Source organism: Tropicimonas sediminicola (assembly GCF_900188335.1).
In the GTDB taxonomy this organism is placed as follows: Bacteria; Pseudomonadota; Alphaproteobacteria; order Rhodobacterales; family Rhodobacteraceae; genus Tropicimonas; species Tropicimonas sediminicola.
The window spans coordinates 129,000-150,435 of record NZ_FZOY01000009.1; the positions used below are offsets into that span (position 1 = coordinate 129,000).

Below are 21,436 nucleotides of genomic sequence, written 5' to 3' on the forward strand. Positions count from 1 at the left end.
CTCTGGCAATCGGCATCGTGCATGGCCCTGGGATTGTCCTGTTGCCCCCACCATCGCAGCCGCCCGCACCGATGCAACCCGGCATCTTCGGGCGGTCATGCTTCCGGCCGACCGCCGCCGTAGAACCGGATATCCGCAATGGCGACGTCGGCCTCGAAGGCTCGCCCGATGGCGACCACGCCGATCCTGCGCAGCCGTTCCAGCCTGAGCGGTTGATCCGTGCGGTGCGGAGTGAATTCCGCGAAAGGCAGTAAGACCGTCGTCCAGTCGGGCGTGGCGCGGAAGGCGTGACGGAAGGATTCCCACGGGCGACGGATGTCCGACGTACGGAGGTGCAGGTTGTAGTCCTGGTCATTGCCGAACACGTCGAGCCGCAGCCCGGTCCAGCGGCGCGCATCCACCGCCTCGCCGTCGCTCGCGAGATCGAGCGCGAGTTGCAGGAAGCCGCCGTTGTTCTCGAGGCTGACGGCTCCCTGGAGGCGGATCGCGTCCCGACCGGCGATCCGCTCCCGCGACATCGCACCGGAGGAGACGCCTCCCATGACGCGGTCGGAGACCAGCGACCAGCGGGTCCCAACCGCCGCGACCGGAGGCTCGGCCCGCAGATCGTCGATCACTTCCGCCGCTTCGCGCACCTCGCGAACCTCCACAAGGACCCGGCGCTCCGGGCCAGCATGATCCGGAATGTAACATGGCGGGCGCCAAAGGCACCCGCCACAGTTGAATGGGCCAGCGATGTCAGGTCAGAAGGTCGGAGAACGGCTAGGCGTCCGGGCCCGCGCATTTCAGGCCGACGCCCTCGATCGGGACGAATTCCTCCGTATCGAAGATCAGTCGCACGTAAGTGAGCGGTCCGGTGGAGTCAGGGGTCGCCTCGGCGTATTTCCCGATGTCGATGGCGGGCACCACGCGGACCGCGTCCCTCGAACGCGCACCGGCCACGAGCACCGGCTGGCCGGGCGCAAGTTGAAGCTTTCTCGGAGCGGACCGGAGATGCGAGGCGGCGCTCGCCACCTCGACAGGCCGCGCCTCGGGCTGCGCCTCGAGGAAGTCCTCGTCGAAACTGTAGGTCCGCACGGCCCGGACGGGCTTGAAACGCCCCTTGCCCACGTGCACCGGATCTCCCTTGCGGATCAGGTGCGCCGGAACCATGCCGAAGGAGGTCTCGACCAAAGTCGGTCCGGCAATCCCCTGCAGCTTGCGATAGGCGCTCTCACCCGCCGGCTGCCCAGTTCGCCCGGAGGAAGACGGAGCGCGCGCCGGCCTTTGGCGGCCCAGTGAATGTCTCTCGAAAAGCCCGGCCATGGCTGGCTCACGCCTCTGCCGTGGAGCCACGCCCGCCAAGAAGGCGGCGGGCTGCGCAGGTAGGCAGGATCATAGAGATGGTGGCGTCGAACACGGCCCGGGCATCGGCGCGCAGGCTGCGGTCGGGAACGATCAGGGCGGCGAAAAACGCAACCATAACGATCAACGGGACAAACTCGTACATGTACAGAACCCTCACAAAACGAACACTGGCAGACAAACAGGAATTGGCTCGCCTTGAATTAACCAAAACAGATCGTGACGCAACGTTCACCATAACAATTGGTGCAGGAACGCTGCAGTTTACCTTACGATATCCTGCAGCGCGCCAAACTGTTTCCCGGATCGCGTTAAAAGGGCCGAGTGCCTGTCAAACGGCCCGGGTCGCGCCCATGGCCGGGGCTTACGCCCGAGACATCAGCCGGTCGATGCCGGCCTGTGCGACCTCCATGTCCTGTGCGGGCGTTCCCGAACTGACACCGATGCCACCCACGACATCGCCACCGTCCATCACAGGCAGACCGCCCCCGACCACCATCAGGCGCCCGCCGATTGCCGAGGCGATCCCGTAAGCGGGCGCGCCCGGCTGGCTGGCGGCGCCGTATTCATGGGTCGCCTTCTTCGCACCCGACGCGGTGTAGCTCTTGTCGATGGCGATGGTGATCGAGGTCACCTTTCCGCCGGTCATCCGCTCGAAGGCCAGCAGGTTGCCGGCTTCATCGGTGATGGCGATGCACATCGGCACGCCGATCTCTTCTGCCTTCTCGCGCGCCCCCGCGATGAGAATGCGGGCGTCTTCCACGTCCAGGCTTCTGATTGTTCGCATTGTACCTTCTTCCTCCTCATGCCGGCCCGCAGGCCGGTTTCGTCATACGGTCTCGCACGGCGGCGCGCGCCATGCGAAAGCGGTTCGGTCGTGCTCGGGGACTGGATAGGCTCCAGTGGTCTGCCCCACTGAGCGGTCCATGGCCACCATTAATGCATGCCGGGCCCCGGTTCTACCGGGATGATGGTTCCGGGGCCGCTCTGCCTGTGTCCGCCCCCGTCCGGCGCGACGCTTGCGATGCCGGTTTGCAGGGCATAGCGTCTGCGAGAAGCAATCCCACCGGCCAGCTTGAAAGGCGACTGATACGATGACGGATCTCTTCTCGACGCTGGACATGGGCGATCTCAGCCTGGGTCACCGGGTGATCATGGCACCGCTCACCCGGATGCGCGCCGTCGCTCCCGCCTATGCCCCCACGGACATGATGGTTGAGTACTATTCCCAGCGGGCGAACCCAGGCGGCATGATCATCACGGAAGCGACCCTGATTTCGCAATCCGCGCGAGGCGCTCCGGACACGCCCGGCATCTACACCCCCGAGCAGGTGGACGGATGGCGTCGGGTGGCCGAGGCAATTCACGCCAGGGGCGGCATCGGGGTCATGCAACTCTGGCACATGGGACGGCTTTCGCACCCGTCCTACCAGCCGGACGGTGGCGCGCCCTTCGCGCCCTCCCCGGTCCGCGCAGACGTGGATGTCGTGCTTCCGGACCGGCGGCGCGAGCCCTGCCCCATGCCGCGGCAGATCGAAACAGCGGACATTCCCGCGCTGATCGAGACCTATGTCTCGGCGGCCCGCAGCGCCGTTGCAGCCGGCTTTGACGGCGTCGAGATCCATGCCGCCAATGGCTACCTCCTCGAGCAGTTCCTCCAGTCCCGCAGCAATCGCCGGACCGACGCATACGGCGGCTCGATCGAAGCGCGGTGCAGGATTGTCATCGAGATCGCCCGGGCCATCGCAAGCGCCGTGGGCGCCGCACGTGTCGGCATCCGCCTGTCGCCCTTCGGTATTGCGAATGACAGTGGCGAGGACGATCCCTTCCCGCTTTATGCTCATCTGATCGGCGAGCTGGACAGGCTCGGCCTTGCCTATCTGCACCTGATCGAGCCTCGCGCCAGCGGGGCCGGCCAGAAGGATGTGGATCATCAGGACGTGCCGTCGGCCGCGCGTCTGTATCGTCCGATCTGGAACGGCGCGTTGGTTGCCGCGGGCAACTTCAACGGTGAGAGCGCCCGCGCCATGATCGCCGAGGGAGTGGCCGACGCCATCGCGTTCGGGCGGTATTTCATCTCCAACCCGGACCTCCCCGAACGGCTCAGGCTTGGCGCCGGGCTTACGCCCTATAACCGGCCGACGTTCTACACGCCCGGCGCAGAGGGCTACACCGACTATCCCCGGCTGGGAACGACCTGAATCTGCACCCGCAGGCAGGCCGGACGTCAGCGACGGGATGCCGAGGCAAAGGCCGCCACCAGCGCCCGCAGCCCATCGTCCCTCAGCCGCGCCACGGCCTGTTCGGGAGAGGCCCAGATGCGTGTGCGGTGGCGCTCCTTCCATCGGTCCTCGCCTAGCACCCGGGTCACCTTCATCGGATAGACGGTGACGGTGCAGGTCGCGCCCCACTTGGCGACCTCGTAGCGTCCCAGCGGTTCCGCGGCGACCTCGCCAAGGATGCCCGCCTCCTCCTCGGCTTCGTGCGCGGCGGAGTCTTGCGCCGAGTATCCCGGGTCGTGGATGCCCTTCGGCACGACCCAGTGGTTTCGCTTGCTCGACCGGATCAGAAGCAACTCCGGCCCTTTCTCCCCCTGGCGATAGGGAAGAACCGCAGACTGCCGGTAGTAGTATGCGGGGCGGTCGCGCCACTCGCGGCCATCAGGCCCGTCGAACAGGAATTTCTCGGGCAGATCCTCGGGCCGGACCAGATCCACCAGCGACGCGGCGCCCGGGGCAAGGGCCGACCAGTCATCCGGAAGGCGAAGGTGCGCCATACACCCCGTCCCAAGGTCTGTCGCCGCGACCGGCAGGAGATGGCCCAGCAGGCTTTCCGCCATCTTCCGGTCCAGGACCAGCATCCCCAACCCGCCCTCTGCGCCGAAGTCTCGCAGCGCGTCGAGCGCACCGGCTGGCTTGGCGCCGTCAAGGCGGCGGTCACGCCGGATGCCCTGCGCCCCCATCCCCCCGGCCTTGAGCGCCTTCTGCGCCGAGACCACCGCCCGTTCCGTGGTGGCGGTGACGACCCGGGCCGGGACGAGGTCGTGCTCCGCCAGCCAGACGCCGATACGCTGGACCTGCCGCTTGCCGGCATCCCTGAGCGGGCGCTTGCGCTTCGGCCCGTCCCATCCCCTGGCGGCCTTGCCGGATCTCAGCAGGAGCAGGTCTCGGGTCATGGTGGCCTCCGGTCTTCGTGTCGCTTGTCCATGAAGCCTACATCCGTTCGCGCCCGGTCAGATCAGGTCAGCGAGACCAACGCGTCGCACAGGCGATCCGGGTCGTATCGGTCCGGCCGGTCAGCGCTGGCGAGGTCCGCGGGCACACAGGTGACGGCGTGATCGGCCGCGACGTCTCGGATTGCCTTCGGCTCGACGCTGCGCGCATCGTAGAGCACGAGCGAGAGGAGCTTGCCGGTCGGGCAATCCTCTCCCGCATCCCGGCGCAGGGCCGAGAGCAATGCCGCGACCTGCCCCGAGAGATCGAGGCCGACGCATTCCGGGTCGGTCCCGAGGCTCGGCACGTAGACCTTCGGTACGGACCGGGCCGCGATGGAGGTGCCGACCCGCTGCGGCAGAAGGTTCGCGATGACGCTGGTGAACAGGCTGCCCGGCGGGTAGCAGATCAGGTCGGCGCTCTCGATCAGGCGGCGGTTGCGCTTCGGCAGGCGAACCTTCCGCGGATCGATCTCCCGCTCCCCGTCGGACAGGTAGACGCGCCGGATGGACTGGCTCAGCGGCGCCGTCTCCTTGCCGGTGAGGTTGCGCTGCCCGACGATGTGGGAGCCATCGGCGAGCTCCGCGCCGATCTGCAGGTTCTCGTCGACGATCGCACGCACGGTGCCCTGCACCGCCACCATCTTCGACATCAGGAACAGGACCGGCTCCAGCGCCCGCTCGTTCGTCAGGTAGCCCCCGGCAAGGATCAGGTTGCCGATGCTGGCGTGCCGCAGGTCGAACCCGTCCGGCATGTCCTGCGCAAAGGCATGCAGCGGCCGCAGGATCAGGCTGCGCATCGGCTGGAAAACGTCGCGCATGAGCTTGTGGCTGCCGTCGAGAAGCGCGCGGAACTCGGCCTCGAGTTCGTCGCGCGAGGCCTCCGCCGGCAAACGGTGATTGAACAGCGCGAAGATGTCGGGCTGGCCCAGGTCGGACTCGTCGGCCAGCGCCATCAACCGGCTGCGCAAGTCGCCCACTGCCGGCATGTCGAAAGCGAGCCGCAGGATCTGGCTGGACCCGCCGCTGTCGAACGGCGTGATCAGGTGGGCCGAATTGTGGGTATAGGCCTTCAGGCGGCGCGAAATGCCGTTGAGCGCGGAACCTCCGGAAAAGAACAGCAGCCGGGGGCCCAGGTTCGGCGAGGCTTTCGCCCGGGCAATCCGCAGCGCGTCGGGGATTTCCGCGTTGCGGGATATGTTGAGGTCTGACACCTTGGCCTCTCTCACTGGCAGGTACTGTCACGAACTTGTCCCATACACTGCATATGCTCGATTGAATACGCCGATGGCCAGCTTTCTCGCCCCCATACGCCCGACCGTACGGGCCGTGATCTTCAGGGAGGGGAAGCTGCTGGTCCAGGTGAAGATAAAGCAAGGTGCGCCGGAATACCTGACATTGCCCGGCGGCAAGCAGGAGCCGGGAGAGACCATGCAGTCCAGCCTCGCGCGGGAATGTCTCGAGGAAGTCGGCGCCGACGTCATCGTCGGCCGGCTACTGCACGTGGCCGAGGTGTTCAAGCCGAAGGACCTCGGAACGCGCCACCAGGTCGAGATGCTCTTTGCCTGCGAGGTGGGGCCGGATTACACGCCGCGCGTTGGCCACCATCCAGACCCGTCGCAGATCGACACGATCTGGGCATCGCCCCTCGACCACGCAGACCGGTTCCGCCCGGCCTTCGCGCTGCATCTCGCGTCGGGTGACGCCCCCGTCTACCTCGGGGCGTTCGATGGCTAGGCTGCCGCGTGCGATCGAGGAAAACCTGCACTTCCTCTGTGCCGAGCTCGACGGGCAACTCGCCGGCCTCCAGGCCTATTTCGAGGCCCCCGAGACCGGGGCGGCGCAAAAGGTGATCCAGCGGGCGGGCTATGCCGACAACCTGCGCTCGCGGGTACACAACGCCAGCCAGCGCGGACTGTCTGCGAAAAAGGTCACCGACACCCAGCGGCTCCTGCTCCAGAACATGGACATGGTGGGCCGGAACCTCGACCTGATCAGCCGCCTCGCCCGGCGCAGCCTGATCCACGCCGAGGACGTCCGCCTGAAGGAACTGCTGCGGCCGGAGGCCTATCCCAAGGTCATCAAGCGCGTGCGCGCGGCGGTGAAGCTGATCCTGCCCGCGATCCTCGAAAGCGACAGCGCCGAGGCGATCCGGATCGGCCAGACCAAGGCCCGGCTGGACGATCTCTACGACCGGCTGTTCCGCACCTACACGCGCGACATGCGCAAGTCCAAGCACACCGAGGACCTCTCCAACAGCCTGCTCGCCGCGAACGAGATCCGCCGCATGGGTGATGCGCTGCAGGGCGTGAGCGAGGCGATCCTGTCGGCCAGCATCGGCCAGTCGGTGCAGTTCGAACGCTACTTCACCCTCCGCAGCATCCTGTCGGACGGCAACGGCGGCAACGAGGATCTCGAGCTCGAACCGATCGCCGAGACCCGCTCCGGCAGCGCGATCTCGGCGGTGCGCTCGCGCGAGGATCGTGGCGGCGCGATCGACGCGGTGTTCAAGGACGGCGAGCTTCGGAAGGTCCGCGAGGAACGCGCGGGCATGAAGAGCTGGCATTCGATCTATCCCGGGCTCGCGCCCAAGATCCTCTCCTACGAGAAACGCGGCGGCTCGGCCGCGCTGCTGATCGAGCACCTGCCGGGCCACACCTTCGAACGCATCCTGCTGAACGAGAGCGAAGCCCTGCTGCGGGACGCCCAGAAGGCGCTGTCGAAGACCCTGCGCGACATCTGGAAAAGCACCCGCACGGACGAGCCTGCCGAGATGGCCTCGATGCGCCAGCTTTCCACCCGAATGAAGGACGTGCGCCGGATCCATCCGGAATTCGGCCCGGCGGAAAAACGGATCGGCGGCCTCGACATCGAAGGGTATGACGATCTTGTCGCCCGGGCGGATAGGCGGGAAAGATCCCTTCCCGCGCCCTTCTCCGTCTACATCCACGGCGATTTCAACCTCGACAACGTGATCTACGACCCCGTCGAGCGGAAGATCCGGTTCATCGACCTGCACCGCTCGCGCTACATGGACTACGTGCAGGATGTCTCGGTCTTCATGGTCTCGAACTACCGCCTGCAGGTGCAGGACGGCCCAATCCGCCGGCGCATCGCCGACGTGACCTGTGATTTCTACGCGATGTCGGCGAAATTCGCCCGCAGCCAGAAGGACGGGACCTTCGAATACCGCCTCGCGCTCGGGCTGGCCCGGTCCTTTGCCACCTCGACACGCTTCATTTACGACACGGCGCATGCGCGACGCATGTTCCTGCGGTCGCGTTTCCTGCTCGAGCTGGCGCTTGCCTGTCCGGCGAACCGTGTCGACCGTTTCAAACTGCCCATCAGGGAGCTGTTCAGTGACTGAACCAAGGATCGGGGTCGTCGGCATCCCGGGAAAGTGGTCGACCGAGGCCCTCGCGGATGCGGTCGAGGCGAAGACGGGCTTCCGGCTTGTCATCGACATGGGGCGCGTGACGCTCGACCTGGCCAGCGGGGCGCTGCTCCATGACGGTATCGACCTCTGCCAGCTCGACGGGCTGATCATCAAGAAGATCTCCGAGATCTACAGCCCCCACGTGCTGGACCGGCTGGAGATGCTGCGCTTCGCCGAGGCGCGCGGGGTGAAGATCTTCAGTCGCCCGGAATCGGTGCTGCGGCTCATCGACCGGCTGGCCTGCACCGTCTCGCTTGCCGCCGCCGAGGTGCCGATGCCCGCAACCCGGATCACCGAGGACCGGGACGCCGCCCTTCAGGCGGCTCGGGAATTCGGCGCGGCGGTGTTCAAGCCGCTCTACTCTACCAAGGCGCGCGGCATGACACTGATCGACGGCGACGACCCCACCGCCCCGGACCGGATCGCCGCCTTTGCCGCCGAGCATCCGGTGATGTACATCCAGCAGAAGATGGACCTCTCGGGACAGGACCTCGGGATAGTGTTTCTCGGCGGGGCCTATGTCTGCACCTATGCCCGGGTTAAACAGGGCGACACGTGGAACACAACGATCCATTCTGGCGGGAAATACGCGCCCTTCGAGCCCGACGACGCGCTTATCGAACTCGCCCGCCGCGCACAGGCACCCTTCGGCCTCGACTTCACGACCGTCGACGTCGCCCTGACCCAGATCGGGCCGATCGTCTTCGAGGTCTCGGCATTCGGCGGCTTTCGAGGCGTCAAGGAAGGCTGCGGCCTCGATGCCGCCGCGATGCTGGTGGAGCACGTCCTCGCGCGGGTGTCCGCATGAGCCTTCGGACCACGCAGGACGTGCTGGACCGTCTCGACACCGCGCCGATAAAGGGTGCGGAGCCGATCTTCCTGCAGGTCGGTCCCCTGCGGGCGCGGCTGGATTGCGTGGACCCGCTCCGGACGGAATTGCACGCCTATTTCGAGGATGCGCTGGCAGGCCCCGGCCTCGTGGACACCGTGATCGAGGTGCTCGACGGCCAGTCGCTCGATCCTCAGCCGGATTGGATCGACTGGGCGCGGGAACCCGGCAAGACCGGGCGCAAGGACGCGATCTTCGACCTTCGCGACGGGCGGCTGGTGCACAAGGTGCGCACCGGCGTCACCTTCCTGCAATCCGCCGACCGGGCAATCGCCTTCGGTCCCTGCGCCGCCCACCCCAACCAGGTGATCAACTTCGTCAACACGCAGTTCCTGAACGCCTGTCAACGGCAGGGATGGGAGATCTGCCACGCCGCCGCCCTGACCGATGGCAACCGGACTCTCGCCATTGCAGGGCTGTCCGGCGGCGGCAAGTCCACGACCGTGCTGCGGCTGATGGATCTGGACGGCGTGGCCTATGTCAGCAACGACCGGCTTCTGGTGCGCGCGGGCACGCCGCCCGACGCGCTCGGCATCCCAAAGCTGCCGCGGATCAACCCGGGCACCATCCTGCACAACTCGCGCCTCGCGCCGATGCTGGACGCAGACCGGCGAGCGGACCTTGCCGCGATGGCGCCAGAGGACCTCTGGAAGCTCGAGGACAAGCACGACCTGTCGATCTCCCGTGTCTATGGCGAGGGCCGCGTGCAATTCGAAGCGGCGCTCACCCATTTCTGGGTGCTGAACTGGTCCCGCGACGGCACGACACCGACGGAGGTGCGCCCGGTTCGGCTCGCGGAGCGCCCCGACCTGCTGTCGGCGATCATGAAAAGCCCGGGGCCGTTCTACCAGAAGCCAAATGGCGCTTTCCTGACGGACAGCGAGCATCCCGAGCCCGCCGGCTATCTCGCCGCGCTGGAGGGCGTCGAGGTCTTCGAGGTGACCGGCCGGATCGATTTCGAGGCGGTCTTCGACGCCGGCCGCGCGCTGTTCGGGGGCTAGGGGATGGCCGATCATCACCTCGCCCTGATCCGTCACGGCGCCTACCACCAGCGCGCCGGCGCGCCTAGCGCACTGCAGCCTTACCCGCTGACAAACGAGGGCGCGCAGCAGGCGCGCGACTGCGGCACCGAGATCGCGCAGCTTCTGGAAGGTTCGGCCTTCCGGCTCGATTCCGTGGTGCATTCCTCCTGCCAGCTCCGAGCCTGGCAGACGGCTCGGATCGCGTCGGACGTGCTGTTGGAGCGCGGGTTCGAAATCACCGAGATCCATCAGAGCCCGGCGCTTTCCGAACGCTCCGTGGGCAGCGCCGCCAACCTGACCCTCGAAGAGATCGAGGCCGTACTGGCCGAGGACCCACGCTTTGACACGCCCCCGCCCGGCTGGAAATCCGACAGCGACTACCGCCTTCCGCTCCAGGGCGCCGAGAGCATGACGATGGCGGGGACGCGGGTGGCCGGCTATCTCAGGCACATCGTCGAGACCGCCAGCACCAACGGGCACGCCCCGCTTCTGACGCTCATTTTCGGCCACGGCGCCTCGTTTCGACATGCCGCCCGGAACCTGGGCGTGCTGCGGCGATCGGACATCCCGAAACTCAGCATGTATCACGCGCGACCGTTACGGCTGTGTTACAATCAGGATGGTAGTTGGGCTCACTCCGGAGGCCACTGGAAGCAGCGCCGCGGAGGGGAGATAGCCACGGACTAGAAGCGGAGTTTGCGCGCGGTGATCATGCATTCGGACAGGGTACCGACCTCCCCGCTGCCCCCCGTCTTCGACGACCATCGGGAACTCGCCCACCTTCCGCGAGAGACCGAGCCCTGGCGCGTCTCCGCCCCGCATTCCGGCGCGGGCACGGACAGGGCGCTTGGCGACGTGATCACCAGCCTCAAGGCTGCCAGCGCCCATGGCCATTGGCAATGGCCCGAGACCCCGGTCGTCTTCGTCTCCGACACCCATGCCGACCACGACGGCTTCCTGCGCTCGCTTGCGGCCGCCGGTGCCCTGCGCCGCACCGGCGGCGGTCCGCGGGACTTCACGCTCACCGCTTTCGGCGAGACCTGCCAAATCGTCATCGGCGGAGACTGTCTCGACAAGGGGCCGAGCAATCTCGACATGCTCGACGCCCTCGGCGCGCTGCTGGAGGCCCGGCCCGACACGCGGCTGCTCGCAGGCAACCACGACCTGCGGCTGCGGCTCGCGATCACCGGCCTGACCGGGCCGCGCTCTCCGCTGACCGATTACCTGTTTCTGCGGATGGGCCGGAAGCTCCTGCCCCTCCTGCGCGAGGTGTGGGACCGTTTCCTGCGCCACGGGCAAGGTTTGATCGGCGTACCGGACGAAGATACCTGCCGGCAGATGCTGGTGCCCGCCGACGACTGGTTCGAGCTCTTCCCGCGCGAAGCCGCGCGTTACCTGTCCGGGCACGCGATCGCCCGGGAAGTGAGGCGGCTGCGCGACAAGCGGCGCGCGTTCGACACCGACCTCGCGCGCGCCGGCCTGACCACCCGCCAGGTCGTGGCGGCGGGGCTTCATTGCCGGAAGCTCTTTCTGGAGCCCGCCGGTCCCTATGGCTGGTTCTATGCCAGGATGGATGCCGCCTGCCGGATCGGCTCGCTGCTGTTCGTCCACGCCGGGATCGATGACGAGATCTGCAATCTCGTCTCCCGGAACGGCACGGCAGCCGTGAACGCCCGCTACCGGCGGGAACTGAATGACCACCCACTCGCCTTCTACTTCGGCTCGGTGGCGAACCTTGCGCGCACGAAATATCGCCCGAGCGACCACCCGCTGAGCCAGGCAGGCGTCGCCGCGCTGCACCGTGCCGGGATCAAGATGGTCGTGCATGGGCATGTCAACAATCACGCCGGCCAGCGCCTGCTGGCCCACGGCGGGCTGCTGCATCTGGAGGGCGACGTGACGCTCGACAGCGCCTCTCGGAGGCGCGAGGGGTTGCCCGGCCTCGGTGCAGGTGCAACCTTGGTGTTTCCCAGCGGCGACGTGGTCGGGCTAAGCGCCGACTACCCGCGCGCGAAACTGTTCAACCCCTCGGGGATACTCTGGAAGCACGGCACCTCATGAAGAACGACGGCGAATTCCGGCACGAGTCGCTGCAATCCCGCAAGACGATCAAGGCGCTCCTGGAGGCCGTCACCAAGGGCATCGGCAAGGGGCAGCTGACCCTGAGCGACGACGAGAACGAGATCGTGCTGGAGCCCGACGGACTGCTTACGCTGCGGCTTCGCGGAAACCGCAACGGCGGCAATTGCCGGCTCGACATCCGGATCACCTGGAGCGACGAGCCGGATGCGCAGGCCGACCGCCCTGCGCCGAAGGTCTCCTGACCCCTCGGGACGGACGGATCACGCGGCCGATGAGAAAGGCCCTGCATCGCACGCCCTCCGGCAAGGAGCCGAAGGGGGGCTTGAACTGGTTACGGACGGATCATGATCTTGCCGCCGCGCCCGGGCGTCAGCGCCGCCTTCACGGCATCGGCAATGTCCTCGATCGCGAAATGCCCACCGTCGTCCAGCGCGATCTTGCCGCTTGCGGCAAGGGTCACGAGTTCGCCGATCAACCGTACGCGCATCTGCGGATCCATCTCTCGGCTGACACGCGCGCCCCAGAAGCCCTTGACCGTGATGTGCTTCATGATCAGCGCGCCCGAAGACAGCGGCATCGGAGCGCCGGTGGCCGTGCCAAAGACGACCAGCTCGCCATCCTCGCCCAGAAGTTCGACGAGATCGCCCGCCGTCTCGCCGCCCACCGAGTCGATTGCCGAAGCGGCTCCATCCGCACCAACCAGTTCGCGCGCGCGGTCCAGCCAGTCCGGCTCCGAGGTCGACAGGACGTTCTCAGCCCCGATCTGCCGGAGCTCCTCCGCCGCCTCGGGCCGGCGCACCAGGTTCAGCAGGTGAATGCCCCGGGCCTTCGCGAGCGAGACCATGATCTTGCCCACCGCGCCGTTGGCCGCCGTCTGGACGATCCAGTCGCCCTCCTTCGCCCGCAACGTCTCGAGCAGCGACAACGCCGAGAACGGCATGGCGATCAGCTGAGCGCCCGCGGAATCCGGAATGGCGTCCGGCAAGGGCAGGATGGTTCCGGCCGGCGCCGTGAAGAACTCCGCCCAGGTGCCATGCACGCCGGCGACGGCAACCCGCTTTCCGACCATCGCGGCATCGACGCCCTCGCCCACCGCCTCGACGGCGCCGAGCGCCTCGGTCCCGCCGATGGCGCCGGGCAGCTCGGGTTTGTAGCCGTAGTTGCCGCGCACCGTCCAAAGGTCGTGGTTGTGGATCGGCGAGAGCTTCATTCGAACAAGCACCTCGCCCGCACCGGGTTTCGGCGTGTCGACGTCACGGGCGACAAGGACTTCGGCGGGATCACCGAAAGTATCGTGGACTGCAGCTTTCACGGGTAAGTTCCTTTCAAATCTGGCCTTTTCCGCCGGGAGGACAGCGGAGCTGATCGTCATGTAGGTATGCGGGCAGGGCCGAGCACCCCATCGAAGGCTTGACCAAACGTAACAGATCGCCCCGCACGGGTCTCGACCGGCCTTTGAACAAAACCCGTTCTCAAGGCGTTGCCTTGGTCAGCGGGTGGAAGAGCCTCACATCGTCGGACGGGCAATACGCAGGAGAGGGACGCGACATTGAACAGGTTTGGTGACACGGCACGGATTGCGGTGATCGGCCTCGGGCCTCGGGGGCTCGGCGCGCTGGAAGCCCTGGCTGAAGGCTGCCCCGCGGGAATCGGCCCGATCCGGGTCGATGTCTTCGACCCGTTCCCGGCGCCCGGCGCGGGGCCCAACTTCGCGCCGGACGAAAGCCCGCTCTGCCTCCTGAACATCCCGATCCGGGATATCGCCATCCGCCCACCCGGCTATTCCCGCTGCGGTGACTTCGCGGACTGGCTCGCACAGGACGCCGAGCCCGACACCTTCCCCACCCGGGCGGACCTTGGCCGCTACCTTCAGATCCGGCTGGGGGAACTTCTGGCGCACGAGGCCCTCTCCATCACACTGATTCCGGAGCCCGTGGAAGGGCTCACCCGCGCGCCCGATGGCTGGCGAGTGCAGGCGAAAGGCGCGCGGCCGGCGCCCTACGACGAGGTCCTGCTGACACCGGGCCAGCCGGCGGTCACACCAGACCAGCAATGGGCCGGCTGGCAGGACCACGCCGCGCATTCGATGGCCGAGGTGCACCAAGCCTATCCGGCGACACGGCTGATCGAGGCGGCGGGAGGCTGGAACGGAAAGACGGTGGGCATTCGCGGCATGGGTCTCTCGGCCTATGACGTGCTGCGCTGCCTGACCACCGCACAGGGCGGCGTGTTCCGCGATGGGCGATACATCCCGTCCGGACGCGAACCCGCGCGGATCGTACCCTTCTCACTCGACGGCAAGCCGCCCTTCCCCAAGCCGGAGACCGAGGCGCTCGATGCGCGATTCACCCCGCTGGAGGCCGAAACGCTGGCGTTCTCGATGGCCATCGCGGAGGCCGCCGAAGCGGCGCCGGACAGCGCAAGGCAGCGCGTCACCGAGGCGCTGGCGCCGGTCGTCGCGCGCATCCTGGCGGAGACCGGAGCGACCAAAGAGGCATGCCACGTCGCCGACTGGCTGCAGACCGAATGGAACGCCCCCGGCACGCAGGAGACCCGCGGATCACTCGACATGCTGCATCATGGCATTGCGCTTGCCGAAGGGGCGGAGCCACCGACCATTGGTTACGTCGTCGGACAGGTCTGGCGCAAATGGCAGGACCAGATCCGGGCGGGTTTCAATCCCGCGCAGACATCGCCCGAAACGGCGCGCCTTCTGATCGGGTTCGACGAGGGGCTGAAACGGTACTCCTACGGCCCGCCGGTGTCCTCCGCGCGCGAGATGGCGGCGCTGGTCGAGGCGGGACTGGCAGACCTGGACCTCGCCACCGATCCGGAAATCGAGATGTGCGACGCTGGGTGGAGGCTCGAGAGCAAGGGGCGGCGCACCGAGGTCTCGGTGATGATCGACGCGGTCCTGCCGTCGCCGGATCTCGCGGCCGTCAAGGACCCGCTCATATCGGACCTTGTGTCCAAGGGGCACCTCACCGCGGCCGGGGACGATCTCGCGGCGTCGATCAACCCCGAGGGTCAGGCGATCGGACGCGACGGATCGGTGCGCGACGGGCTGTGCCTGCTCGGGCGACTGGCGCTCGGGAGCGTCATCGCGGTGGATTCCCTGCACGACTGCTTTGGCGAGGCCTCCAGGCGTTGGGCACAAGGCGTGCTGCGGCGTCTCGGCTGAGAGATCCTCACCCCCAGCGCGACGCCATCGGCACCCTTCATTCGCTCAGCGCCGAGCCGTGAACCGGCTCTCTTCGGTGATCCGCGCGCGAGCCTCTGCGCGCTCCTCGGCACCGTCGCAGATCGGTCCGTAATCGCCCGGCTCCCGGTGCAGGGCGAAGTTGAACACGTTCTTGCGCAACTCGCTGCACCGGTCGAGGTCGATTTCCGCCACCGCGATCTCGTCGCCCAGACCCTGGGTGCGGGCAATGATCTCGCCCGTGGGCGCGATGATGCAGCTGCCGCCGATCAGGTCGCATCCCTCTTCGCGCCCGGCCTTTGCGGTGCCTATCACCCAGCAGCCGTTGGCATAGGCGCCGGCCTGCATGCTCAGGTGGTTGTGGAAATCCTGCAGGTGGTCGTGCTCGGGCGCCTGCGGATAATGGACCGGCGTGTTGTAGCCCAGCATGACCAGCTCTGCCCCACGCAGGCCGAGAACGCGGAACGTTTCGGGCCAGCGGCGGTCGTTACACAGGCACATGCCGAGCTTGCCGCCCATGGCGTCGAACACCGGGAAGCCCAGATCGCCATGTTCGAAATAGCGCTTCTCCAGATGCTGGAACGGGCGCCATTCCTCCGGGTTGAAATGGCCCGGCAGGTGCACCTTGCGGTACTTGCCGACAATCTCGCCGGTCCGGTCGACGATGATCGAGGTGTTGAACCGCCGTTTCACCCCGCCCTCGCGGACCAGTTCCGCATAGCCCAGGTAGAAGCCCACCCCAAGCCGCCGCGCAGCCTCGAAGAGCGGCGTCGTCTCGGGCCCCGGCATCTCGGTTTCGAAGAAGCGGTCGAGGTCGGCTTCGTCCTCGATATACCAGCGCGGAAAGAAGGTCGTGAGCGCGAGTTCGGGGAAGACCACCAGTTCCGCGCCGCGTCGATGGGCCTTTTCCAGCAACGCGATCATCCGGTTGACGGCCGAGGAGCGCGGTTCCTCGCGGGCGATTGGGCCAAGCTGGGCCGTGGCGGCGACAAGGGTTCGGCTCATGCGGTCTGTCCTTCCGGCTGCACCACTCCGGCGCGTGCAAGCGCCACCTCGGCCAGCAGGCGGACGCCGTTGGCGAGGTCATGTGGAGCGGTGTACTCGTGAATGTTGTGGCTGATGCCGTCCTGCGACGGCACGAAGATCATCGCGGCGGGGCAGGTCGGCGCGAACATCTGGGCATCATGGCCGGCCCCGGACGGCATCCGCCGATGGCTGAGCCCGAGCCGCTTCGCGCCTTCCTCGATCTCATCGACCAGACCGGAGTCGAAGGACACCGGCTCGAAGCGGGCAAGGCTGCGGCGGGAGAGCGTGCAGCCTTCGGCCTCGGCCAACGCCTCGGCGGCGGCGACAAGGCGGGCTTCCGCGGCCTGCAGAACTGCCTCGTCAGTGTGGCGCAGATCGACGGTCAGCACCGCCTCCTCCGGCACCACGTTGACGATATCCGGGGCAAAGCGCATCCGCCCAACTGTGGCCACCTGCGGCGGGCCGAAGTCCCGCGCGATCGCCCGGGCCTCCATCGCGATCCCGGCCGCCACGGCCCCGGCATCCTGGCGCAGCGCCATCGGCGTCGTGCCCGCATGGGCGGACCGGCCGGCGATGGCGAACTCGGTCCATGAGATGCCCTGGACGCCGGTGACCACGCCGATCTCGGTGCCCTCGGCTTCCAGCACCGGACCCTGCTCGATGTGCAACTCCAGGTAGGCGCACGGCGCCAGCGCGCCCACCGGCTCCCGGCCCCGCGCCCCGATCTCTTCGAGCGCATCGGCCACGCTCACCCCGTCGATGCCGACCTTCGCCAGCATCTCTTCGAGATCGAGCGCGCCCTGGCTGACGCCGGAGCCCATCATGTCCGGCGCGAACCGCGCGCCCTCCTCGTTGGTAAAGAAGGCCACCGCCAGAGGATGGTCCGTCTCTATGCCGGCGTCGATGACGCTCTCGATCACCTCGAGTCCGCCGAGCACGCCGAGCACCCCGTCATAGAGCCCGCCAGTCGCGACCGTGTCTATGTGCGAGCCCATGACCAGGGGCGGCAGATCCTTCTGGCCGGGCCGGATGGCCCAGCAATTGCCGATCACGTCGGTGTAGACGTCCAGTTCCAGGTCGCGGAACCAGCCGCTGACCAGCGCGCGGCCCGCCGCGTCCTCTGCGCTCAGGGCCAGCCGCTTGCAGCCGCCGCCGGGGAGCGCGCCGATCCGGCCGAGCGCCTCGATCCGCGCCAACAGCCGTTCCGTGTTGATCTCGATCCTCATGCGCCCGCCCTCACCGCGTCGGCGCTCTTCCCGACAAGCTCCTCGTAGAGCGCGGGGTCGGTGTCGGCCTCGGTCCCGAAGACGAGGACCCGCGATGCCGCGTCGAGGCCGAGGGCCGCCCGCGCCTCGGCATTCCCTGCGGCGGCAAGAAACGCCGCGAGACCGGCCACCGCGGATTCCCCGGCCACGACCGCCGGATCCCCGGCCACCGGCTGCGCAAGCCGGCGCATGGAGGCGACCGCATCGGCATCGGCCACCGAGATCGTGGCGAAACACAGCGGCTTCAGCACGTCCCAGGCCAGCAGAGATATCTCGCCACAGGCCAGCCCGGCCATGAGCGTGTCGAGATCGCCGGTGACGGCGGTCGGCTCGCCATTGCGGATCGTCTCCAGCCAGCAGGCGCTGTCCTCCGGATCGGCCAGGATAACACGCGGAACCTGCGCCCCGCCGTAGCGGCGGCGGAGCTGGGCCGCGACCGCGGCGGCCACGCCGCCGACACCGGTCTGCACGAAGACATGGGTCGGCGCTGCGTCGAGCTGCTCCGCCGCCTCGGCGGCCATCACCTCGTAGCCCTGCATCACGTCCTTCGGGATCTCGGTGTAACCGGGGTAGGAGGTGTCGGAGACAACGAACCAGCCCTCGGCCCTTGCCGTCTCGTCGGCCTCGCGCACGCTATCGTCGTAATTCCCGGCGCAGCGCCGCACCTCGGCTCCATAGGCCTCGATCGCGGACTTGCGCCCGTCCGAAACCGTGGCGTGGATGAAGATCACGCATTTGCAGCCAAAGGTCCGCGCCCCCCAGGCCACCGAGCGGCCATGGTTGCCGTCGGTCGCGCAGCAGACGGTGATGGCCGAGATCACGTCGTCATGGACGCCGGCCAGGATCTCCTCGATCTGCGGCGCGTCGACCCCCTTCCGCGCGGCGACCTCGCGGGTCAAAAGGCGCAACACGGCATAGGCGCCGCCGAGCGCCTTGAAGCTTCCCAGGCCAAAGCGCCCGCCCTCGTCCTTGTAGTGCAGCGCTGCGACGCCCGCCTCCGCCGCGATCCCCGGCAAGCCAAGAAGCGGCGTCGTCGCGTAGCCCGGCCAGGCGGAGATGGTGGCGCGGGCGGTTTCGAAGGCCGCATCGTTCAGGACGGCCGCCTGCTCGTCGCTGTAGTCGGCGCCCTGATTGAAATGCCGGTTGAACACGATCTCGGTCGATGCGTCCTGCCCGAGGGTGTTGGGGTACTTGATTGGGTCCTGCATTTGGTCCTGCCAGTCAGTTCGTGCGCCCGGACCGGCAGCGGATGCTTTCCGCCAGCACGACAAGCGCGATGTTTCCCAGCACGATCAGCACGGCAAGCGCATTCAGGCTGGGGGAGAGGTCGAAACGGAAATCGGAGGCGACGAGCACGGAGAGCGGCTGCTCCCGCCCCGAAAGAAACGCCGTCAGCACGTATTCGGAAGAGGACAGCACGAAGGCGATCACCCAGGAGGCCAGAAGCCCGTTGCCCATCAGCGGCAGCACCACCCGGCGGAAGCACGACCAGCCCGGGGCACCCAGGTCCGCCGCCGCCTCGATCAGACGCCGGTCTATCCGGATCAGCACCGAGACGATGATCAGGGTGGAGAAGGGCAGGATGATGATCGACTGCCCCGCGATGACCGTCCAGAGCGAGCGGTCGATCCCGGCCTCCTTGAACAGGATGAGCTGGGAGACGGCCAGGATGAGCCGCGGCACGAGAAACGGCATCAGCAACGCCGCAACGAAGAGCCCCCTGCCCCGCACCGGGTAGAGCGTAAGCGCCAGCGCGGCCGCCGCGCCGAAGAGCGTGGTCAGGATCGCCACCGGAAAGGCCACGAGGAGCGTGGTGAGGAAACCGCCCCCGAGCCGGCCATCGGCGAGGATCGCGCCGTACCATTCCGTCGTGAAGCCGCGCAGCGGGAAGGCCATCACGTCCGACGCGTTCAGCGAGAACAGCAGGATCATGGCGATCGGCAGATACATGAAACCGAATACCAGCCAGACCCAAAACGTTGCCAGCCGGGACATCACACGCCCTCCGAAACGAGCGCGGTGCGGCGGATCGCCAGCGCACCCGCGCCGAAGCAGAGCATCAGGATCGCCAGCATCGTCCAGGCGATGGCCGAGCCGAGCGGCCAGTCGAAGGCGGTGCCGAAGAGGTCGTTGACCGCCGAGATGATGGTGATGCCCGACGCGCCCCCAAGCAGTTGCGGCGTCAGGTAGTCGCCTGCCACCATGACAAAGACCATCAGCCCGCCCGCGATCAGCCCCGGCGAGGTGAGCGGCAGCGTCACGCGGCGGAACCGGTCGGCCGCAGGCGCGCCGAGATCCGCCGCTGCCTCGAGCCAGGCGTCGTCGAGGCTTTCGAAGGCGAGCCAGAGGCCGATCACCATGAAAGGCAGGTAATTGTAGGTCAGCGCGATATGGGTCGCGAGCGGGCTGAAGAGCAGCCCGGCCAGAGGCTCGGTGGTCAGCCCGAGCCACATGAGCGTGCGGTTGATCGCGCCCTCCGCACCCAGCAAGACCCGCCAGGCAAAGATCCGCACCAGGTCGCCGGAATAGAGCGGCACCAGCAAGAGCGTCAGCAGGGTGGACTTCGCCCCGGTCACCCGCTTGGCGATGAACCAGGCGACCGGGTAGCCGATGACGGCGGTGATCGCGACCACGAGAAGAGCGGAGCCGAAGGCGCGTGCGATCAGGCCGCGGTAGGTCTCGGAGCCGGCGATCTTGACGTAGTTGGCAAAGGTCGGATCGCGCGAGATGGCGACGAAATCCACCTGGAAGAAACTGTAGGCCAGCAGGATCAGCAGCGGCGCGAGGCAGAGCGCGACAAGCGCCGCCACCACCGGCATCGCCAGCCAGGTGCCGATCTGTCCCGGCAGTCCCCTCATGCGCTTACGCCCTGTTCTGCCGCTGCCGCCCAGGCGCGGGCGGGATCGAAGCTCAGCTTCACATCCGAGCCCGGCGGCGGCGGCGTGTCGAGTGCCGTGGCCTGCAGAAGCTGCCCCGCGCTCTCGCACTCCACGATCCAGTCCGAGCCGCGATAGACGCAATGGGTCACGCGGGCCGGCAAGCCGTCGGAGGCGAGCGAGAGGTTTTCCGGACGCAGGCACAGCACCGCTGCCATGCCGGCCGTGAGTGGTGGCGCGCCCGGAATCTGGAAACGGCCCAAGGCCGTGTCGAGGATCACGTCGACCGCCTGCCGGTCGACGACCTCGCCCGGCACGCAGACCGCCCCGCCGATGAAATCGGCGACATAGGCGGTGTTCGGGCGGGCGTAGATATGGTCCGGCCTTCCCTGCTGCTCGATCCGGCCGTTGCGCATGACGATGATGCGGTCGGAGAGCGCGAAGGCCTCTTCCTGGTCGTGGGTGACATGCAGAAATGTCATCCCGAGGCGACGTTGCAGGTCCTTCAGTTCGATCTGCATGTCCTTGCGCATCCGCCGGTCAAGCGCCGACAGCGGCTCGTCGAGCAGCAGCAACCGCGGTTCGTTGACGATGGCGCGGGCCAGCGCCACGCGCTGTTGCTGTCCGCCCGAGAGCTGGCGCGGCCGACGGTCGGCCATCGCTTCCATACGGACGGTCTTGAGCGCCTCCAGCGCCGTGGGCCGGATGCGCGACCTGGGAATGCCGCGATAGCTCAGCCCGAAGGCGACGTTGTCCAGCACCGACAGGTGAGGAAAGAGCGCGTAGCTCTGGAATACCGTGTTGATCGGCCGCCGCGCCGCCGGGATCTCATCGAGGCGTGCACCGTCGAGGGTCAGCGCGCCGGAGGTGATCTCCTCGAAACCGCCGATCATTCGCAGGATCGAGGTCTTGCCGCAGCCCGAAGGCCCCAGCAGCGTCACATAGCTGTTGCCGTCGAGCGCGAAATCCACGCCGGAGACAGCGTCGACCTCGCCGTAGCTCTTGTAGAGCCCCTTGGCTTCGAGGAGCGGGCGCTGCGCGCGCCCGCTCCCGTCCGTCTCTGCCCGAAGATCAGGCGTCGTCATG

At 67.5% G+C, this 21,436-nt stretch carries 22 protein-coding genes; 9 read left to right on the forward strand and 13 right to left on the reverse strand.

The features are described 5' to 3' along the window. Window positions 1-95: 95 nt before the first annotated feature. From CHB86_RS19915 to CHB86_RS19925, 4 genes are all read right to left on the reverse strand, one after another. A complete protein-coding gene (locus CHB86_RS19915; protein ID WP_245838208.1) occupies window positions 96-635 on the reverse strand; it encodes a CIA30 family protein in 540 nt (179 codons plus the stop codon). Window positions 636-762: 127 nt separating this feature from the next. Further along, window positions 763-1,173, reverse strand: a complete 411-nt coding sequence (locus tag CHB86_RS19920; protein WP_176442947.1) for a Hint domain-containing protein — start codon at window positions 1,171-1,173, stop codon at window positions 763-765. Between the two features lie 139 nt (window positions 1,174-1,312). Next, a complete protein-coding gene (locus tag CHB86_RS24755; protein ID WP_176442948.1) occupies window positions 1,313-1,489 on the reverse strand; it encodes a hypothetical protein in 177 nt (58 codons plus the stop codon). A 219-nt stretch (window positions 1,490-1,708) separates the two neighbouring features. Continuing rightward, window positions 1,709-2,131 (reverse strand): GlcG/HbpS family heme-binding protein, encoded by a 423-nt coding sequence (locus CHB86_RS19925; protein ID WP_089234865.1) that lies wholly within the window; start codon window positions 2,129-2,131, stop codon window positions 1,709-1,711. 307 nt (window positions 2,132-2,438) lie between these two features. On the opposite strand from CHB86_RS19925, the gene CHB86_RS19930 reads away from it, so the two are divergent. Then, entirely contained in the window at window positions 2,439-3,545 is a 1,107-nt protein-coding gene (locus CHB86_RS19930; RefSeq protein ID WP_089234866.1) for an alkene reductase, read from the forward strand. 26 nt (window positions 3,546-3,571) lie between these two features. Here CHB86_RS19930 and CHB86_RS19935 read toward each other — a convergent pair whose 3' ends face one another. Together CHB86_RS19935 and CHB86_RS19940 are read right to left on the reverse strand one after the other, a co-directional pair. Then, complete coding sequence (locus CHB86_RS19935) at window positions 3,572-4,519, reverse strand: NUDIX domain-containing protein (protein WP_089234867.1); 948 nt, start codon at window positions 4,517-4,519, stop codon at window positions 3,572-3,574. A gap of 62 nt (window positions 4,520-4,581) precedes the next feature. Then, the gene (locus CHB86_RS19940) at window positions 4,582-5,769 is read right to left on the reverse strand and encodes a GAK system CofD-like protein (RefSeq protein ID WP_089234868.1); all 1,188 of its coding nucleotides are present in this window, start codon (window positions 5,767-5,769) and stop codon (window positions 4,582-4,584) included. 73 nt (window positions 5,770-5,842) lie between these two features. On the opposite strand from CHB86_RS19940, the gene CHB86_RS19945 reads away from it, so the two are divergent. The 7 genes from CHB86_RS19945 to CHB86_RS19975 are packed head-to-tail and all read left to right on the forward strand — an operon-like array spanning window position 5,843 to window position 12,226. Continuing rightward, window positions 5,843-6,292, forward strand: a complete 450-nt coding sequence (locus CHB86_RS19945; RefSeq protein WP_089234869.1) for an NUDIX domain-containing protein — start codon at window positions 5,843-5,845, stop codon at window positions 6,290-6,292. Further along, a complete protein-coding gene (locus tag CHB86_RS19950; RefSeq protein WP_089234870.1) occupies window positions 6,285-7,922 on the forward strand; it encodes a phosphotransferase in 1,638 nt (545 codons plus the stop codon). The genes CHB86_RS19945 and CHB86_RS19950 overlap by 8 nt, the downstream gene beginning before the upstream one ends. Continuing rightward, entirely contained in the window at window positions 7,915-8,799 is an 885-nt protein-coding gene (locus CHB86_RS19955; protein WP_089234871.1) for a GAK system ATP-grasp enzyme, read from the forward strand. The genes CHB86_RS19950 and CHB86_RS19955 overlap by 8 nt, the downstream gene beginning before the upstream one ends. Beyond that, complete coding sequence (locus CHB86_RS19960) at window positions 8,796-9,881, forward strand: HprK-related kinase B (RefSeq protein WP_089234872.1); 1,086 nt, start codon at window positions 8,796-8,798, stop codon at window positions 9,879-9,881. The genes CHB86_RS19955 and CHB86_RS19960 overlap by 4 nt, the downstream gene beginning before the upstream one ends. 3 nt (window positions 9,882-9,884) lie before the next feature. Further along, window positions 9,885-10,589, forward strand: a complete 705-nt coding sequence (locus CHB86_RS19965; RefSeq protein WP_089234873.1) for a histidine phosphatase family protein — start codon at window positions 9,885-9,887, stop codon at window positions 10,587-10,589. A 24-nt stretch (window positions 10,590-10,613) separates the two neighbouring features. Beyond that, window positions 10,614-11,963 (forward strand): metallophosphoesterase, encoded by a 1,350-nt coding sequence (locus CHB86_RS19970; RefSeq protein ID WP_089234941.1) that lies wholly within the window; start codon window positions 10,614-10,616, stop codon window positions 11,961-11,963. Then, window positions 11,960-12,226 carry an amphi-Trp domain-containing protein gene (locus tag CHB86_RS19975; RefSeq protein WP_089234874.1) on the forward strand — a complete coding sequence of 89 codons (267 nt, stop codon included), beginning with the start codon at window positions 11,960-11,962 and terminating at the stop codon, window positions 12,224-12,226. Before CHB86_RS19970 ends, CHB86_RS19975 begins: the two co-directional genes overlap by 4 nt. An 89-nt stretch (window positions 12,227-12,315) precedes the next feature. On the opposite strand, the gene CHB86_RS19980 is transcribed toward CHB86_RS19975, so the two are convergent. After that, window positions 12,316-13,296, reverse strand: a complete 981-nt coding sequence (locus tag CHB86_RS19980) for a zinc-binding dehydrogenase (RefSeq protein ID WP_089234875.1) — start codon at window positions 13,294-13,296, stop codon at window positions 12,316-12,318. Window positions 13,297-13,533: 237 nt separating this feature from the next. Here CHB86_RS19980 and CHB86_RS19985 point away from each other — a divergent pair, with 237 nt between their 5' ends. Continuing rightward, entirely contained in the window at window positions 13,534-15,165 is a 1,632-nt protein-coding gene (locus CHB86_RS19985) for an FAD/NAD(P)-binding protein (protein WP_176442949.1), read from the forward strand. A gap of 45 nt (window positions 15,166-15,210) precedes the next feature. On the opposite strand, the gene CHB86_RS19990 is transcribed toward CHB86_RS19985, so the two are convergent. The 6 genes from CHB86_RS19990 to CHB86_RS20015 are packed head-to-tail and all read right to left on the reverse strand — an operon-like array spanning window position 15,211 to window position 21,435. Then, on the reverse strand, window positions 15,211-16,188 hold the full coding sequence (locus tag CHB86_RS19990) for an N-carbamoyl-D-amino-acid hydrolase (RefSeq protein ID WP_089234877.1): 978 nt from the start codon (window positions 16,186-16,188) through the stop codon (window positions 15,211-15,213). Next, window positions 16,185-17,435, reverse strand: a complete 1,251-nt coding sequence (locus tag CHB86_RS19995) for a Zn-dependent hydrolase (protein ID WP_089234878.1) — start codon at window positions 17,433-17,435, stop codon at window positions 16,185-16,187. The genes CHB86_RS19990 and CHB86_RS19995 overlap by 4 nt, the downstream gene beginning before the upstream one ends. Then, the gene (locus CHB86_RS20000; protein ID WP_089234879.1) at window positions 17,432-18,682 is read right to left on the reverse strand and encodes a diaminopropionate ammonia-lyase; all 1,251 of its coding nucleotides are present in this window, start codon (window positions 18,680-18,682) and stop codon (window positions 17,432-17,434) included. Before CHB86_RS20000 ends, CHB86_RS19995 begins: the two co-directional genes overlap by 4 nt. Window positions 18,683-18,695: 13 nt before the next feature. After that, window positions 18,696-19,469: an ABC transporter permease gene (locus CHB86_RS20005; protein ID WP_089234880.1), complete on the reverse strand. Its 774-nt coding sequence runs from the start codon at window positions 19,467-19,469 to the stop codon at window positions 18,696-18,698. Continuing rightward, a complete protein-coding gene (locus tag CHB86_RS20010; RefSeq protein WP_089234881.1) occupies window positions 19,469-20,332 on the reverse strand; it encodes an ABC transporter permease in 864 nt (287 codons plus the stop codon). The genes CHB86_RS20005 and CHB86_RS20010 overlap by 1 nt, the downstream gene beginning before the upstream one ends. Continuing rightward, the gene (locus CHB86_RS20015) at window positions 20,329-21,435 is read right to left on the reverse strand and encodes an ABC transporter ATP-binding protein (protein ID WP_089234882.1); all 1,107 of its coding nucleotides are present in this window, start codon (window positions 21,433-21,435) and stop codon (window positions 20,329-20,331) included. Before CHB86_RS20015 ends, CHB86_RS20010 begins: the two co-directional genes overlap by 4 nt. Window position 21,436: the final 1 nt, after the last annotated feature.